The organism is Bacillus sp. N5-665 (assembly GCF_022637375.2).
Lineage (GTDB): Bacteria > Bacillota > Bacilli > Bacillales > Bacillaceae_G > Bacillus_A > Bacillus_A wiedmannii.
The window spans coordinates 3,676,998-3,692,757 of record NZ_CP093325.1 but is presented as its reverse complement, the minus strand read 5'-3'; the positions used below and the strand labels follow the sequence as shown (position 1 = coordinate 3,692,757).

The window sequence follows — 15,760 nt, the reverse complement described above, 5'->3', positions numbered from 1 at the left end:
AATCTAAGAGGTGATTCAGGTGTCAGAAAAAATAATAATGGATGTAAAAAACTTAACAACAAAAGGATTAGAAACGAGAGAGAAATTATTGTGTGCTGCAGAAGAGGTGTTTGGTAGTAAAGGATATTACGAGGCTTCTATTGTGAATATTACACAAGAAGCAAAGGTAGCGCACGGAACTTTCTATAATTACTTTCCATCTAAAAAAGATATATTTGATGAATTGATTCGCAGATTGAACCGTGAGTTACGCTTAATTATTAAAGAAGAAATGAAGGGAATATCAAGTTATGAAGAGGCACAAAGAAGAGGTTTTCAGGCTTTTTTTCGGTGGGTGAAAGATCGACCTAATCTATATAACATTGTACAACAGGCAGTAGTTGTTGATGATAACTTATATAGATGGTATTATGCAAAGCTCGCAAATGGATTTTTAAAAAGTTTATCGGCTGGTATGGAAGCGGGAGAGTTTAAACAACTTGATAAAGAAACAATTGCGTATTGTCTTATGTCAATTGGGCAATTTCTAGGAATGCGATGGGGCTATTGGGAAGAGAAAGATGTTCCGGAAGATGTATTTGAAGCAGCGATGTCATTAATATTTGAAGGATTGAGAAAGAGATAAGGGAGTGGGGAAAATATGCAAGGCATTGCTTATTGGATTGAAAAACGGTCCTATTTACATCCAGATCGCATTGCCATTATTACAGAAGAGGAGGAAATGACATATAAACAGTTACATGAGTATGTAAGTAACGTAGCAGCCTATTTAATTTACGATTTAAATGTGCAAAAAGGAGAAAGGATAGCTATTTTATCACAAAATAGCTTGGAATATATTGTACTTTTGTTTGCTATAGCAAAGGTAGAATGTATTGCTGTTCCATTGAATATACGATTAACAGAAAATGAACTTATATTTCAGTTAAAAGATAGTGAAACTACAGTTTTATTTGTAGAGGAAACATTTCAAAATATGGCACTGTCAATGCATAAGGTATCGTACGTACAAAGAGTTATTTCGATTAAAAGTTTAAAAGAAATAGAAGATAGAAAAAGTGACAACTTTGAAGAGATAAATGAAAGCGCATCCTTTATTATATGTTATACATCAGGTACAACAGGAAAACCGAAAGGAGCCGTACTTACACAAAAAAATATGTTTTGGAATGCGCTAAACAATACATTTGCGATTGACTTAACTATGCACGACCGCTCTATTGTATTATTACCTTTATTTCATATTGGTGGAATTGGTTTATTCGCATTTCCAACTTTATTTGCAGGTGGCGTAATCATTATTCCAAGGAAATTCGAACCAACCACAGCTCTTTCCATGATAGAAAAACATAAAGTAACTGTAGTGATGGGGGTACCTACAATTCATCAAGCATTAATTAATTGTGCAAAGTTTGAAACTACAAATTTACAATCCGTTCGCTGGTTTTATAACGGTGGTGCTCCATGTCCAGAAGAGTTGATGAGAGAATTTATAGATAGAGGATTTTTATTTGGGCAAGGCTTTGGTATGACTGAAACATCACCAACCGTATTTATGCTTTCAGAAGAAGATGCAAGACATAAAGTAGGATCAATTGGGAAACCAGTTCTGTTTTGTGAGTATGTACTTATTGATGAAAACAAAAATAAAGTTGAGGTTGGTGAAGTTGGAGAATTACTTATAAGAGGGCCGAATGTAATGAAAGAGTATTGGAATCGGCCAGATGCAACAGAAGAAACGATTCAAGATGGTTGGTTATATACGGGAGATTTAGCTAAAGTTGATGAAGATGGTTTTGTATACATTATCGGTAGAAAAAAAGATATGATAATTTCCGGTGGTGAAAATATTTATCCACTTGAAGTAGAGCAGGTCATTAATAAGATTTCGGAGGTATATGAGGTAGCGGTCGTTGGTAGGCAACATGTAAAGTGGGGGGAGATTCCAATCGCCTTTATTGTGAAAAAGAGTAGCAGTGAATTAACTGAAAAAGAAGTCATTGAACATTGTCGTTTATTTCTAGCAAAATATAAACTTCCAAAAGAAATTGTGTTTCTAGAGGAATTGCCTAAAAATGCAACTGGTAAAATTCAAAAAGCACAGTTAGCAAATCAATTGAAAAGTTGGTGAAGAGATGATGATGTATAGCACAGGTCAACAGGCATCATGTAGTAAAACAATAACAGAAACGGATTTTGTATTATTTGCAGGTTTGAGCGGGGATTTTAATCCAATTCATATTGATCATGAGTATGCGAAACAAACTAGATTTAATCAAAGAATAGCACATGGTTTACTAACTTCTAGTCTATTATCACAATTGCTTGGGATTCATTTACCTGGAAAAGGATCTGTTTATATGGAACAAACTATTAAATTTACAGCACCAGTCTTTATAGGAGATACGGTTACAGCTACGGCAACAGTACAAGAATTTATGATAGAAAAGAGAGTTTTGAAATTGTTAACGGAGTGTCATAACCAAAAAGGAGATTTAGTATTAACTGGTGTAGCAACTATGATGGTACCAAAAGAAGGAGGAGTAGTCTAATGAATATTGGGATTGAAGCGACTGGTGTTTTCTTCCCAAAAGATGTAGAGACGGCGGCAGACCTATCTCAAAAAACAGGTATCCCTGAGAATATTATTATAGAAAAGTTTGGATTATATGAAAAACATGTCGCAGATGAAACGATGCATGCATCAGATTTAGCTATTGCTGCTGCAAAGCCAATATTATTACAAGTAGATCCTCAATCTATTGATGTAGTCATTTATTTTGGCAGTCCACATAAAGATTACCACGTATGGTCAAGTGCCCCAAAAATTCAGCATGAACTTGGATTAAAAAATGCTTATGCTTTTGAAATTATGAATGTTAGTTCTTGCTTTCCTATTGCTCTCAAAGTCGCAAAAGATATGCTTTACTCCGATAACTCAATTGAAAATATATTATTAGTAGGTGGATGTAAAGAATCTCAAATTGTAGATTATGATAATCCACGCTCACGTTTTATGTTTAATTTCGCTGATGGTGGAAGTGCAGCTTTAGTGAAAAAGGACGCTAGAAACGGTGAAATATTAGGCAGTGCGATTATAACGGATGGTTCATTTCATGACGATGTTCGTATTCCAGCTGGTGGATCGAAGCAGGTTGCAAGCTATGATACAGTCGAGAATCGACAACATTATATTGATGTAATAGATCCTAATAGTATGAAAGAACGTCTAGACCGGGTTTCAATCTCTAATTTTGATAAGGTTATTAGGGAGGCGTTAAGAAAAAGTGGATTTACTCCTAAAGATATTAAAGTATTGTTACCACTGCATACAAAACGTTCTATGTTAATAGAATTGATACAGGGACTAGGGCTAGAAGAAGAACAAGTTGTATATTTAGATCATTATGGACATATGTCAGCGCTTGATCCTTGCATTGGTCTTCACTTTGCAAATGAACAGGGAAAATTACAGCCTGGAGATATTGCAGTAGTAGTTAGTGCAGGGACTGGGTATACGTGGGCAGCGACTGTGATTAGATGGTAGTAAAGATGGATTTTATTAAAAAAATTATATGTTGTTTTTTCATTGTTATTGTGAGTCTATGGATGTTTGCTTCTGTAGGAAATGCCTCTGCTGTAAAATATGTGAAATCATGGGGGAGTGAGCTAGATCCTTCTAAGTTATTAAGGACACCGGTGGCGATGGCAAGGGATGCAAAAGGATTTTTGTATGTTGTTGATATGGGGAATAATAGGGTTTTGAAAATAGATAAGAATGGAGAAGTTGTTGATACGATAGGAACTTTAGGTGAAGGTCCGGGGCAGTTTAATATGCCATTTGGTATTGCTGTTGATAAAGAAGGTAATATTTTAGTTGCGGATACAGCGAATTATCGTATTCAAAAATTTAATGAGGAGTTTCAATTTATTAAAAGTTGGGGCACAAAAGGTAAAGGAAGTGAGCAGTTCTCGTTTCCTAGGGAAATTGCAGTAGATAGCGATAACAATTACTATATTACGGATGAATACAATCATCGTATTCAGAAATATAGCCCGAATGGGCAGTATATTCAAACAATAGGGAGTTATGGAAAGGCGAATGGAGAAATGGCTTTACCACAAGGTATCGCGATAAATAAACAAGATGAGGTTTATATTGCAGACACATATAACAATCGTATTCAAGTGTTTGATAAAAAAGGGGAGTTTAAGCGAGTAATCGGAACAGGAATTGCAGGTTTAGGCCCATATCAATTCTACCATCCAAGAGGAATAAATTTTGACTCAACATCTGGATCGCTATATGTAGCAGATACATATAACAATCGGATAATGAAATTTACAAATAAAGATCAATTTTTATATACAGTAGGTAACTTTTTTCAGTTTGTTTATCCTAATCAAGTTCTTCCCGATGGTAAAGGGAATATCTATATAACGGATACGGGAAATAATCGTGTACTTTTATATAATGAGGTAGGCCTAACAGCGGTAATGAAGAAAACCATAGGTAATGAAAGGAATGGAAATACACAATATGCAGGACCTTATGATGTCGAAAGAGACACAAATGGAAATGTTTTTGTATCTGATTCCTTTAATCATCGAATTTTGAAATATGATATATCTGGGAAGGTTGTTGGGAAGTGGGGAAGTTTATTTGGTGCTGGTGGACCACTAGGATACGGAAGTCTTCCGGGACAGTTTTATGTTCCAAGACAAATTGCAACGGATCGTTACAATAACGTGTATGTATCTGATTCTGTAAATCATCGTATCCAAAAATTCACCAATTCAGGAATAGCGCTTGCTTCATATGGTTCATTTGGAGTATTACCAGGTTTTTTTCAATTTCCATCTGGAATAGCTATTGATAGTAAAGGAAACATATTTATAGCTGATTCAGAAAATCATCGTATTCAAAAATTTAATCCATTCTTTGTATATATGAAAGAATGGGGGAGAAAAGGAAGTGGAGAGGGAGAGTTTTTTCAACCTATGCAATTAGCAATTGATTCAAAAGATAATGTTTATGTTGTGGATCGTATTAATAATAGGGTTCAAAAATTTGATAATGAGGGTAATTTTCTTACAAAATGGGGTACAAATCATGGAGCTGGAAACTTAGATCCACTAGAAAATTGGAGAGAGGGTCCAGGAGATCTTTTTTTGCCAATAGGAATTGAAATCGATATAAATAATACGGTGTATGTCACAGATACTTCTAATAATCGCGTGAATATTTATAATGAAAATGGGGATTTTTTAGAGTCTTTTGGAAGTTTTAGTGGTATAACAGGGCAGTTTTTCTCACCACAAGGAATAGATGTGGATAGCCAAGGAAATATCATTATTACAGATGGTTTACTCCAAAGAATTCAATTTTTTAAGAAAGCTAATTAGTATTAGAGGCTCAAAATGCTTGTTAGAAAGGATAGAAGTTTAATAGTTTCGGAATGCGGTATAGGTAGGAATAAAATATTTGTATCAAATTGTAAAGGTGTTTCATGGAAATCGGAGAAGATACATGTATACTAACAATCTCGTTTATATTATTCAAAGAAAAAGTCATAATTACGGATGGGTAACTTTGGCGTGTTTGATTCTATCAGAAAGAAAAGTGTGGGGAGGATCACAATGTCGATGAAAAAACGTAAATGGCTAAGAATGATGGCTACTGGTTGTGTTTTAGGTTCGTTATTAATAACGGCAGCTTGTTCAGGAAAGAAAACAAGTACAGAGGATGAAAAGACGATTAAGGTAGGGGTTCTTGCATCATTAACAGGTCCATTAGAATCGTATGGAAAACAAACAATGAACGGATTTGAATTAGGGTTAGACTATGCAACGGGTGGAACTGGGAAAGTGGAAGGGAAGAAGATTAAGTTTGTTGTAGAAGATACGGAAACGAAAGCTGATGTAGCAGTGAAGAAAGCTACGAAGTTATTAGAAGAAGAGAAAGTTGATTTTTTAGTTGGATCGTCTAGTTCAAGTGATACATTAGCGGTTTTACCACTAGCTGAAGAATATGAAAAAATAATGGTTGTAGAACCAGCAGTAGCTGATAGTATTACCGGGAAGAACTGGAATAAATATATTTTTAGAACAGGTAGAAATTCATCTCAAGATGCAGTCGCTGGTGCTGCAGCAATTGCTAAAAAAGATGTGAAAATAGCAACGTTAGCACAAGATAATGCTTACGGTCGTGAAGGAATTGCGGCATTTAAAGCTGGAGCGAAGAAGTTAGGTGCAAATATTGTAAACGAGCAATATGCTGATACAAATTCGACTGACTTTACTGCAAATATTCAAAATATCATTAGCTCAAAACCAGATTATTTATTTATCGTTTGGGCAGGGGCAAATTCACCTTGGAAACAGTTGAAAGATATGAATGTAGAAGCGCAAGGTATTAAAATTTCTACCGGTGCACCAGATATACCGGCATTAAAAACGATGGATGCGTTAGTAGGAATGCAAGGTTTTTCTGTTTATTATCATACCCTCCCGAAAAATAAGGTGAATGATTGGTTAGTGGAAGAGCATAAAAAACGATTTAATGGTGCGGTGCCAGATTTATTTACAGCAGGTGGAATGTCAGCGGCAATTTCAATTGTAGAAGCTTTAAAGAAAACAAAAGGTGATACAGATGTAGATACATTGATTAAGAAAATGGAAGGAATGGAATTTGAGACACCGAAAGGAAAGATGAAGTTTAGGGAGAAGGATCACCAAGCGATGCAGACACTGTATTCTATCACATTGAAAAAGCAAGATGGTGTTGACTATCCGGTGCCAGTATTAGAGCGAGAATTAACGATGAAAGAGACAGAACCACCAGTTCAAAATAAATAGACTGAATTTTCTGTCGTTTACGTATAAAGAGGGCGTGCACCCTCTTTATACGTATTTCTTTCATACTTAAAGCTTTAAAAGGAGGGATTTCGTGACACATTTGCTAGAAACGAAAAATCTTTGCGTATCTTTTGGCGAGCATCATGTTATTAAAGATGTGAATGTAACAGTACAAAAAGGAAAGCTCATTTCCATTATTGGACCTAATGGTGCAGGAAAGACAACGTTATTTAATTTACTAAGTGGACAAATTTCTCCAACAAAGGGGGAAGTATATTTTAAAGGACGAGAGATTACAAAATTATCAATTTCGGATCGAACTCGATTAGGAATTGGTCGTTCTTTTCAACTTACAAATATATTCCCAGAGTTAACGGTACTTGAAAATGTTCGTTTAAGTGTTCAATCATTTGTTCAAGATTACTATAGTTTTTTTCCGAGTTCGGCAAAATTTAAGCAACAAGTGGGAGAGGCGAGACGTTTCTTAAAAACAGTCTTACTTCACGAGAAAGAACATGTATTAGCGAAAGATTTAGCACATGGGGAAAAACGAAAGTTAGAGCTTGCGATGTTACTAGCTTTAAAAACGGATGTATTACTACTTGATGAGCCGACGGCAGGTATATCAGTTGAGGAAGTACCGGCTATTTTACAAGTGATTGAAAATATTAAGAAACATCCAGAGAGTACAATTGTACTAATTGAACACAAAATGGATATGGTACTAGGTTTGTCAGACCATCTTATCGTTTTATTCCATGGAGAGCTATTGGCTGAAGGTTTGCCTGAAGAGATTATGAAAGATGAGCGTGTACAAAGTGCTTATTTAGGGGGATTATATAGTGGCACTATTACAAGTGAATAATATAGAGACGTATTTAGATCAGTTTCATATTTTACAAGGGGTATCTCTTGCTGTTGAGAAAGGAACGATTACTGTACTGTTTGGAAGAAATGGGGCAGGGAAGACGACGACATTACGTTCGGTTATGGGATTTCACCATATCGCACATGGTGAAATTTATTATGATAGTTCACAAGTAAATGGATTATCTACACATTTAATTTCAAGGAAAGGAATAGGGTATGTACCAGAAAATCAAGGTATTTTTCACGATTTGACAGTAGAAGAAACATTCGCTCTTGCTAGGGGTAAGGGAGAAGAAGCGGAAGAGAAAATTGAGTGGATGTTTGAACTATTTCCAGATTTAAAGCAGTTTTGGCACAAAAAAAGTGGACTCTTAAGCGGAGGACAAAAACAAATGCTAGCAATTTCAAGAGCATTTATTAATAGTGATGGTTTATTACTTATTGATGAGCCGAGTAAAGGCTTGTCCCCTATTATGATAGAAAAATTAATGATAGCTATTTTAAAAATGAAGGAGAAAACAACAGTTTTACTCGTTGAACAAAACTTTATGATGGCTAGTCAAATTGGTGATTACTTTTATATTATGGATAACGGAAAAATTGTTCATAACGGTTTTATGCATGAATTAAAAGAGGATAAGGAAATGTGTCACAAATATTTAGGAATCTCTTAACATGAATCTGAGGTGAGAAGGATGGATGTGTTAATCAATTTATTTGTAAATGGGATTTCAACAGGGATGCTCATTTTTTTATTAGCATCAGGACTTTCACTTATTTTCGGTTTAATGAGCGTTCTAAACTTCGCACATGGTGGTTTATTTGCCTGGGGAGCGTTTACAGGTGTTTGGTTATTTAATATGACAGGTAGTTATGTATTAGCGTTAATTGGCGCAATTGCTATGGGGATGTTTCTTGGATTCATTTTAGAAAGATTTCTGATTAGACCGGTATATGGAAATCATGTTCGCCAGCTTCTTGTGACGCTTGGAGGAATGCTTGTACTTAGTGAATGTATTAAAGTATTTTGGGGGCCAAATCCAATTGGTGCTAAATTACCGTTATGGTTACAAGGTAGTTATACATTTGAAGGCGTTATATTAATTAAATATCGTCTATTCGTTATTTTAATTGGGATCATCATTTACATTGCCTTACTATTATTGCTCAAAAAAACAAAGATAGGTCTAATGATACGCGCTGGTGTAATAGATAAAGAGATGGTTCAAGCGCTCGGTATTAACGTAAATGCAATATTTTCTTTCGTCTTTTTATTAGGAGCAGGAATGGCAGCGTTAGGAGGATTCTTATTAGCACCGTATTCAGGCGTTATTTTCGCCGAGATGGGTATGCAGTATGCGATTTTAGCTTTCATAGTAGTAATCATTGGAGGATTAGGAAGCGTACAAGGTTCAGCAATCGCATCTTTAATTGTCGGATTAGCGGGTGCTTTTACAGCGTATTTTATACCGGATTTATCACTTGCAATCAATATGTTAATGTTACTATTTTTCTTAATAGTGAAGCCAAATGGACTTGTTAGTGAAAAGGGGTGAAATGGTGAACAGCACATCAAATCGAATTAAAGTATACTTCGGAGTATGTATGCTCATTTGTTTAAGTGTATTTCCATTCGTAAATGATTCACGGAGCTTGTTAATTTTGTTCACTCAAATCTTCATCTTTGCTATTTTTGCAATGAGTTTTGATGTATTGCTTGGATATACCGGAATTGTATCGTTCGGTCACTGTATGTTCTTTGGAATAGGAGCATATGGCGTAGCGCTTTTATTTGATCGGCAAGGAGTATCTATAACGAACTTTTTAATAGGGATAGTAGCTGCAATTATCATTTCAGTAATTGTTAGTTATATAATCGGTTTGCTTTCTTTACGACTGAAAAGTCATTTTTATGCAATGTTAACACTTGCTATTTCACAGTTGTTTTTCGTACTTGCTGAAAAGTGGCGCGGTCTCACTCACGGAGGGGATGGTTTTACATTTGGTGTACCAGACTTATTCCGTGATCGTCTTACCTTTTATTATGTAACACTTATATGTTTAATTGTCATTTTTATTCTGTTACGTCTTTTCACAAAATCTTCTATTGGAAAAGTATTAAAAGCAATTTCACAAAATGAGCAACGTGTGGAAGCACTAGGATATAAAGTTCTTCATTATAAAATTATTGCTAGTATTGTTGCAGGAGTAGTTGCTACAATTAGCGGTGGTTTATTTGTTATCACACTACGCTTTGTTAATACGACTGTATTTTCAATTGAAATGACATTAAATGCATTATTGATGACGATGATTGGCGGAGTTGGAACGTTAATTGGAGCGATTGCTGGAGCTGGAATTATTGAATCACTGAAATATTATTTATCAGAACTAGCCACAGCGTATCCGATTTTTGAAAGATGGACAATTATTCTTGGTTTATTGTACATTATCGTCTTGTTAGTTTTTCCGAAAGGATTAGTTGGCACGATTAAGAGACTGAAGAATGTGAAACAGAGTAAGAAGGAGAAAAGTGCAGAAGTAGAGCAAAATGTGTGAAAAATCAATTGTATAGAATATAAAAATCCCTCTTTTAGATTCGTAAAGGAGGGATTTTTATTGGTGTATGTAATTAGTTTATAGCTATTATATTAATCAAATAGTTCATCAGGGATTTGTTTTAAAGAGTTTTGATTTGTAAAAAAATGAACGGTTAATTTCTCAATTGGAACATTTTCAATTGGTACCAATTTATCATTTCTAATCGGTAAAAAGGCTATTCCGTTGCCATCGTTTATAAAATCTTCAATGAGTGAATAAGAATCTAATTGTTGAAGTTGATGCTGAGATAGATTATTTTCTTTTAGAAATTGTATCGTCCTATTTCTAAAAGGGCACTTTTTGTCATTGCTAACGAAGAAGAGTTCCTTTGAAAAGTCAATGGTACACTTTTCTTTCGCTTTTAATAAGCCTACAGAAATTGAAGTGAAAAATACTTTTTTAAACGCTGTGTCCGGGTAATCCTCATAAGTAATGACCATATCAACTTTTTGTTGCTGCAGTAATTTTTGCAAATGACTACTATTTTCTACATATATTTGATAATTCCTGAAATTTTCTTTAATGCGCTTACTTACATAATTAGTCAAAATAGATTGTGACGTCGCAATTATATAAGAAGAACCATTCGTTTTAATTTTATCTTTTGCTTCTTCTACTAGAGTTAATATTAGATTCGTGTAGTCTAATAAAATGTCACCAGAAGGTAACAAGGAAACGCCTTTGTTATCTCTATGTAGTAAAGGAGTTTCTAATTCTTGTTCTAATTTTTTGATTCGCTCAGTTACGTTTGGCTGAACATATCCTAACTCTTTAGCAGCTTTACTAATAGAACCTTCGCTAGCTACAGTTTTGAATATAATAAGATCATTTATTTCCATTTATCACAGCCCCTTATACGATATCATTATAAATGATACCAAGCATAATTTATACCTATTTTACGTTAGTCAATCATTGCCTTATCATTGTGTATATAAGATGGAAAGTGAGTGATAAACATGATTGGAATGCAATATAAGGTCATTTTGCCAAAAGATTATGATATGGAGATTATTAAGAAAAGGGTAAAGGATAATGGGTATAAAATGGATGGTTTTCAAGAATTGAATTTTAAAGCATATTTAATGACTGAGGCAGGTAAGCATGGGAATTTCTATAACTGTTATGCACCTTTATATATTTGGAATGGCCATGAAGGAATGAACAAATTTATCTTTGAAGGGTATTACGATAATATTTTACAATCTTTTGGATGGCAACAAATAAATATAGGTGTTCCATTAGTTGTTAATGTAAAGGATGATTTTAAGAAATGTAAGTATGTTGTTGAATATGTAGGGAGTATTTCTCAAAGTAATTCATTGAGGGGGACTCAATTTAGCATTTTTAATAAGAATGTCCAGAATACAGAAAATTGTAAAGGGAATGTAATAGTGTATAACCCAGATAAGTGGGGATATAGTCAGTTTGAATTTTATGAAGTAAAGCCTGAAATTGAAGAGATGGAGGATATTACAATATATGAGGTTTTACACATTTCACAGTAGATGAGGAATTGAAATATAAATAAATTATTTATAAAAAGTCCATTTTGAGTCAAGTAATAATGTTCAAAATGGACTTTTCTTAATTATCTTATGTATATTCAAAACAAATTACTGCTTTTCTTAATTCTTTATTAAAGAATAAGTAAATACGATCGGCACCATAAGCTTGAAAATAATATCCTGTAACAAATCCAACATATGTAAATGGATGTCCATATTTATCTTTTGGTACATATAGAAGATTCGTAAAGTCAAAAATTTCGTCTTCGTTATCGCAGTCTTCTAATAATTCTTCACCTTCTTCTGTCATAAAACGAACATCATCTAGGATACCATTTACCACGGGATAATTTAATCCCCAGCCATTTGTTTGTTTTTCAGCAAACTCTTGTTCTAATACTTCTACAGATGTTATTTCTTTTCCAAAGCTAGAATAAGGATAAATTTTTTGATTACGTTGAAAATACTCTTTACGGATTTGATAATTTCTTTCATTACTCTCGTAGGCTTGTTCTATTATGTCAGAATTATTTTGTTCGATTTCGAAATAATTCCAATCCGCTTCAAATTTATATTTTCCATTAATGACATCGAATCCTAATGTATCTGCTTTCGTAAAATTTGTGTGAAATGGTTTGGTGAAATCACCCACGCAACCATCATGGATTTCTTTTGCTGACACAATATGTAACCATTCGTCCAATTCCGGTTCAATACATTGTAAGTTTATAGAACAAATGGGTAAAAAGTGCTTTTTATGTTGTTCCAAATCATCATAAAATATGTCTTCATATTCAGGAAATGGTTTTATAAATTGTTTAGAAATATGCATGTTCTGCCCACCTTTATACTAGTGCTTTGTTTAATTTTATCATTTTATTTGAATTTTTTCTTATTTAAAACTTTATGATACTCATAGTTATGGGAAGAAAGAGTTCGTAAGTAAGGTAGATATCTTATTGTTAAGATTTTATCATATGTCGAACAGTTGAGAGATGAAGCAAAGTAAGACTTCATACTTATATATAGCCTTACTACATTCGACACATAGCGACAATATACTGTTCATTTATCTGTTAGTATAATATATAGTTTTTGGGGATTTTTATCATTTTCACATTGGGGGAAGGGAATTTATGTTTAAAAAAATCGCGACAGTCACTTTAGGAGGGACTTTAGCTTTCAGTTTATCGGCATGTGATGAGAAGAAAGAAGTAGCTAAAACTGTATCAAATAATACTAAGGAAGAGCAAAGTAGTGCCAAAAAAGAAAATACGAAGAATGAAGATACAAGAGAATATAGTGTCGAAAAAACTACTCAAATTAGAAATCAAAAATTAACAGTCCATAAAGTACAAATAGCACAAGTGGCAGAATATGATAAGCTGGAAAAAGGTAATGAGTTTGTTATTGTTCATGTTACAGTAGAGAATATTGGTAATCAAAAAGTTAGAATTAACCCATTAGATTTTTACCTTGAAAGAGGCGACGGAAGTATTGTGGACCATACATTTTCAACTAGTAATAAAAATATTTTTAAAATTAAAGATGTAGATCCAAACGGTAAGTTAACAGGAGCCATAACATTTGAAGCGAAAAAAGGTGATTCTAATCTTGAATTAATTTATAGACCTGATGTTATGTCTAAAGAGGAAGTAAAAGTAGAACTTAAATGATTTATCCCGTAAAAGCCCGATTGGTGTAAACAAGGGCCTTTTATGCAAACTTATACAGGTTTTACATGAAGCCAGTATGCTTACGGTACGATAAAAGAAAATAATAGATTAGATGGTGTGAATTTCAAACATACTGTTTTAAAAACAAAAAATAAATGCATGATAAGGATTGGCGTTTGAGCTTAATCCTTTTTTTATGGAGATGTAGAGAATGGTAAGTAGACCTAATACTACACGAGTGATGCCTTTAGTTAAGTACAAGTAAGTTGAGTTATATAAAAAATGAAATTATTTCTTGCATCACTATCACTTGAGTGGTAAAGTGATAGTAAGATTCACGATAGGAAGTGATCAAACATGCGTGATAATACGATAGGATCATTAATATGGTTACGTTTAATACGATTTACGAACCAAAGTAATCAGATGTCAAATGAGTTTTTAAAACGTTTTGATTTAACGACAGCTCAATTTGATGTGCTTTTGCAAATACGTACGTATCAACCACTAACACAAATGGAGTTAGCTGAGAAGGTTACTGTTACACAAGGTGGCATTTCTCGAATGTTAACTCGTCTTGAAAAAGAAGGATATATTGTGCGAAAACAAGACTGGAAAACGAAAACAATTAGTCTTACAGAGCAAGGGGAAGCAGCTTTAGAGAGAGCGTTGCCAGAGCAGCTTGCATTTCAATCTTCGTTTTTTGATGATGTATTAAATGAAGAAGAGCAGAAAATATTATACGAGTTAATGACGAAAGTTCATAAGCATAGCGAAAAAAAAGAATTACCACATGAGTAATTTTTTTTACACCATCAATTGACTAATCAAGTGATGGGTGATTGAAGAAAATGAATACGACAGAATTAAAGGAGAGAACAACTATGGAAAAATACCGTATGGATACAAGTAAAGGAATAGAGTTTGGATTATATTCAATTGGGGATCATGTTTTAAATCCGCATAACGGAGAGAAAATTAGTGCAGAACAAAGAATTCATGAATTAATTGAAACAGCTAAGTTAGCGGATGAAGCTGGACTTGATGTATTTGCTGTCGGTGAAAGTCATCAAACGCATTTTACAACGCAAGCTCATACAGTTATTTTAGGAGCTATTGCACAAGCTACGAAAAATATAAAAATTGCAAGTTCAGCAACGATAGTAAGTACATCTGATCCGGTACGAGTATATGAGGATTTTGCTACAATTGACTTAATTTCTAATGGACGTGCAGAAATCGTAGCTGGTCGTGGATCTCGTATTGGGGGATATAGTTTACTTGGTTATGATGTGAATGATTATGAAGAGTTATTTGAAGAGAAAATGGATCTTTTATTAAAAATTAATAAAGAGGAACATGTAACATGGAACGGACAGTTCAGAGCGCCGCTTGCACATGCATCGGTTATTCCGAGAGCTAAAAATAATAACTTACCAATTTGGCGTGCAGTTGGTGGCCCACCAGCTAGTGCGATTAAAGCGGGACGTGCGGGTGTACCAATGATGATAACAACACTAGGTGGCCCAGCTATTAACTTTAAAGGATCGGTAGATGCCTACCGAGAGGCTGCGGCGCAAAGTGGATTTAATCCAGCAAGTTTGCCAGTTGCAACAACGAGTTTATTTTATACAGCAAAAAATTCACAAGATGCATTTAGTGAATACTATCCTCATATTAATGCTGGTATGCTTACACTGCGCGGTGGTGGGTATCCGAAGCAACAATTCACAAATGCAGTAGATTACCGTGACGCATTAATGGTTGGTAGCCCGCAACAAATTATTGAAAAAATGCTTTACCAATATGAATTATTTGGGCAACAACGTTTTATGGCACAAATTGATTTTGGTGGCGTACCACTTAATAAAATTGAGAAAAACATTGAATTAATTGCTACTGAAATTTTACCGGCTATTAGAAAACATACAGCAAAATAATTTGAAAAATACCGAGAGTCTAATCGATTCTCGGTATTTTTTTATGTATTAATTTAGTTTGAAAAAATGGCAAAAAAATGAATTTTTAGACTAGAAAGAGGGAGGGGATTTTCTATTTTTGAATAACATTATTTCGTGTTTGAATTTTAGAAATATATTTTTCTCTTGACAAAAACTAACTGATTTCTCCGTTAATTTAGAGGACATTTTTTCGCGCGAAAGTCAAGTGTATGAAGAGAAAAATGATTGTTTTATTGATATGGAAGTAAGTCTTATATTAAAAAAATACATTTTATTAATGAGAAAA

At 34.0% G+C, this 15,760-nt stretch carries 16 protein-coding genes; 14 read left to right on the top strand and 2 right to left on the bottom strand.

Annotated elements, in window-relative coordinates:
• The first annotated feature begins 19 nt into the window (after window positions 1-19).
• The 10 genes from MNO09_RS21510 (at window position 20) to MNO09_RS21465 (ending at window position 10,287) form a co-directional block, all read left to right on the top strand.
• Window positions 20-625 (top strand): TetR/AcrR family transcriptional regulator, encoded by a 606-nt coding sequence (locus MNO09_RS21510; RefSeq protein ID WP_001290799.1) that lies wholly within the window; start codon window positions 20-22, stop codon window positions 623-625.
• 15 nt (window positions 626-640) lie between these two features.
• A complete protein-coding gene (locus MNO09_RS21505; protein ID WP_001161518.1) occupies window positions 641-2,131 on the top strand; it encodes an o-succinylbenzoate--CoA ligase in 1,491 nt (496 codons plus the stop codon).
• Window positions 2,132-2,135: 4 nt separating this feature from the next.
• Window positions 2,136-2,552, top strand: a complete 417-nt coding sequence (locus MNO09_RS21500; protein WP_033657676.1) for a MaoC family dehydratase — start codon at window positions 2,136-2,138, stop codon at window positions 2,550-2,552.
• The gene (locus tag MNO09_RS21495; RefSeq protein ID WP_001020497.1) at window positions 2,552-3,547 is read left to right on the top strand and encodes a 3-oxoacyl-ACP synthase; all 996 of its coding nucleotides are present in this window, start codon (window positions 2,552-2,554) and stop codon (window positions 3,545-3,547) included. The genes MNO09_RS21500 and MNO09_RS21495 overlap by 1 nt, the downstream gene beginning before the upstream one ends.
• Before the next feature lie 62 nt (window positions 3,548-3,609).
• Window positions 3,610-5,406 (top strand): 6-bladed beta-propeller, encoded by a 1,797-nt coding sequence (locus MNO09_RS21490; protein WP_002203455.1) that lies wholly within the window; start codon window positions 3,610-3,612, stop codon window positions 5,404-5,406.
• 234 nt (window positions 5,407-5,640) lie between these two features.
• Complete coding sequence (locus MNO09_RS21485; RefSeq protein WP_000062016.1) at window positions 5,641-6,858, top strand: substrate-binding domain-containing protein; 1,218 nt, start codon at window positions 5,641-5,643, stop codon at window positions 6,856-6,858.
• A gap of 91 nt (window positions 6,859-6,949) precedes the next feature.
• The gene (locus tag MNO09_RS21480) at window positions 6,950-7,723 is read left to right on the top strand and encodes an ABC transporter ATP-binding protein (protein ID WP_000149307.1); all 774 of its coding nucleotides are present in this window, start codon (window positions 6,950-6,952) and stop codon (window positions 7,721-7,723) included.
• The gene (locus tag MNO09_RS21475) at window positions 7,701-8,402 is read left to right on the top strand and encodes a branched-chain amino acid ABC transporter ATP-binding protein (protein ID WP_001196690.1); all 702 of its coding nucleotides are present in this window, start codon (window positions 7,701-7,703) and stop codon (window positions 8,400-8,402) included. Before MNO09_RS21480 ends, MNO09_RS21475 begins: the two co-directional genes overlap by 23 nt.
• Before the next feature lie 21 nt (window positions 8,403-8,423).
• Window positions 8,424-9,284 carry a branched-chain amino acid ABC transporter permease gene (locus tag MNO09_RS21470; protein ID WP_000382798.1) on the top strand — a complete coding sequence of 287 codons (861 nt, stop codon included), beginning with the start codon at window positions 8,424-8,426 and terminating at the stop codon, window positions 9,282-9,284.
• A gap of 49 nt (window positions 9,285-9,333) precedes the next feature.
• Window positions 9,334-10,287 (top strand): branched-chain amino acid ABC transporter permease, encoded by a 954-nt coding sequence (locus tag MNO09_RS21465; protein ID WP_002096695.1) that lies wholly within the window; start codon window positions 9,334-9,336, stop codon window positions 10,285-10,287.
• 92 nt (window positions 10,288-10,379) lie between these two features.
• On the opposite strand, the gene MNO09_RS21460 is transcribed toward MNO09_RS21465, so the two are convergent.
• A complete protein-coding gene (locus tag MNO09_RS21460) occupies window positions 10,380-11,168 on the bottom strand; it encodes a LysR family transcriptional regulator (protein ID WP_000405001.1) in 789 nt (262 codons plus the stop codon).
• Between the two features lie 120 nt (window positions 11,169-11,288).
• Here MNO09_RS21460 and MNO09_RS21455 point away from each other — a divergent pair, with 120 nt between their 5' ends.
• The gene (locus MNO09_RS21455; protein WP_000579888.1) at window positions 11,289-11,837 is read left to right on the top strand and encodes a DUF4865 family protein; all 549 of its coding nucleotides are present in this window, start codon (window positions 11,289-11,291) and stop codon (window positions 11,835-11,837) included.
• A gap of 88 nt (window positions 11,838-11,925) precedes the next feature.
• Here the strand turns inward: MNO09_RS21455 and MNO09_RS21450 are convergent, their stop codons facing one another.
• The gene (locus MNO09_RS21450) at window positions 11,926-12,669 is read right to left on the bottom strand and encodes a hypothetical protein (protein WP_000548209.1); all 744 of its coding nucleotides are present in this window, start codon (window positions 12,667-12,669) and stop codon (window positions 11,926-11,928) included.
• A gap of 304 nt (window positions 12,670-12,973) precedes the next feature.
• On the opposite strand from MNO09_RS21450, the gene MNO09_RS21445 reads away from it, so the two are divergent.
• The 3 genes from MNO09_RS21445 to MNO09_RS21435 all read left to right on the top strand — a co-directional run bounded on the left by MNO09_RS21445 (window position 12,974) and on the right by MNO09_RS21435 (window position 15,453).
• The gene (locus MNO09_RS21445; RefSeq protein ID WP_000473160.1) at window positions 12,974-13,513 is read left to right on the top strand and encodes a DUF4352 domain-containing protein; all 540 of its coding nucleotides are present in this window, start codon (window positions 12,974-12,976) and stop codon (window positions 13,511-13,513) included.
• 357 nt (window positions 13,514-13,870) lie between these two features.
• Window positions 13,871-14,314, top strand: coding sequence for a MarR family winged helix-turn-helix transcriptional regulator (locus tag MNO09_RS21440; protein WP_001205521.1), 444 nt, complete (start codon window positions 13,871-13,873; stop codon window positions 14,312-14,314).
• A gap of 83 nt (window positions 14,315-14,397) precedes the next feature.
• Entirely contained in the window at window positions 14,398-15,453 is a 1,056-nt protein-coding gene (locus tag MNO09_RS21435; RefSeq protein ID WP_000417567.1) for an LLM class flavin-dependent oxidoreductase, read from the top strand.
• Window positions 15,454-15,760 lie beyond the last annotated feature (307 nt).

Coding starts and splice junctions, on each gene's coding strand:
- MNO09_RS21505 (WP_001161518.1), top strand. CDS start 641: ATGCAAGGCATTGCTTATTGGATTGAAAAACGGTCCTATTTACATCCA.
- MNO09_RS21500 (WP_033657676.1), top strand. CDS start 2,136: ATGATGATGTATAGCACAGGTCAACAGGCATCATGTAGTAAAACAATA.
- MNO09_RS21495 (WP_001020497.1), top strand. CDS start 2,552: ATGAATATTGGGATTGAAGCGACTGGTGTTTTCTTCCCAAAAGATGTA.
- MNO09_RS21490 (WP_002203455.1), top strand. CDS start 3,610: ATGTTTGCTTCTGTAGGAAATGCCTCTGCTGTAAAATATGTGAAATCA.
- MNO09_RS21485 (WP_000062016.1), top strand. CDS start 5,641: ATGTCGATGAAAAAACGTAAATGGCTAAGAATGATGGCTACTGGTTGT.
- MNO09_RS21470 (WP_000382798.1), top strand. CDS start 8,424: ATGGATGTGTTAATCAATTTATTTGTAAATGGGATTTCAACAGGGATG.
- MNO09_RS21465 (WP_002096695.1), top strand. CDS start 9,334: ATGCTCATTTGTTTAAGTGTATTTCCATTCGTAAATGATTCACGGAGC.
- MNO09_RS21460 (WP_000405001.1), bottom strand. CDS start 11,168: ATGGAAATAAATGATCTTATTATATTCAAAACTGTAGCTAGCGAAGGT.
- MNO09_RS21455 (WP_000579888.1), top strand. CDS start 11,289: ATGATTGGAATGCAATATAAGGTCATTTTGCCAAAAGATTATGATATG.
- MNO09_RS21450 (WP_000548209.1), bottom strand. CDS start 12,669: ATGCATATTTCTAAACAATTTATAAAACCATTTCCTGAATATGAAGAC.
- MNO09_RS21445 (WP_000473160.1), top strand. CDS start 12,974: ATGTTTAAAAAAATCGCGACAGTCACTTTAGGAGGGACTTTAGCTTTC.
- MNO09_RS21440 (WP_001205521.1), top strand. CDS start 13,871: ATGCGTGATAATACGATAGGATCATTAATATGGTTACGTTTAATACGA.
- MNO09_RS21435 (WP_000417567.1), top strand. CDS start 14,398: ATGGAAAAATACCGTATGGATACAAGTAAAGGAATAGAGTTTGGATTA.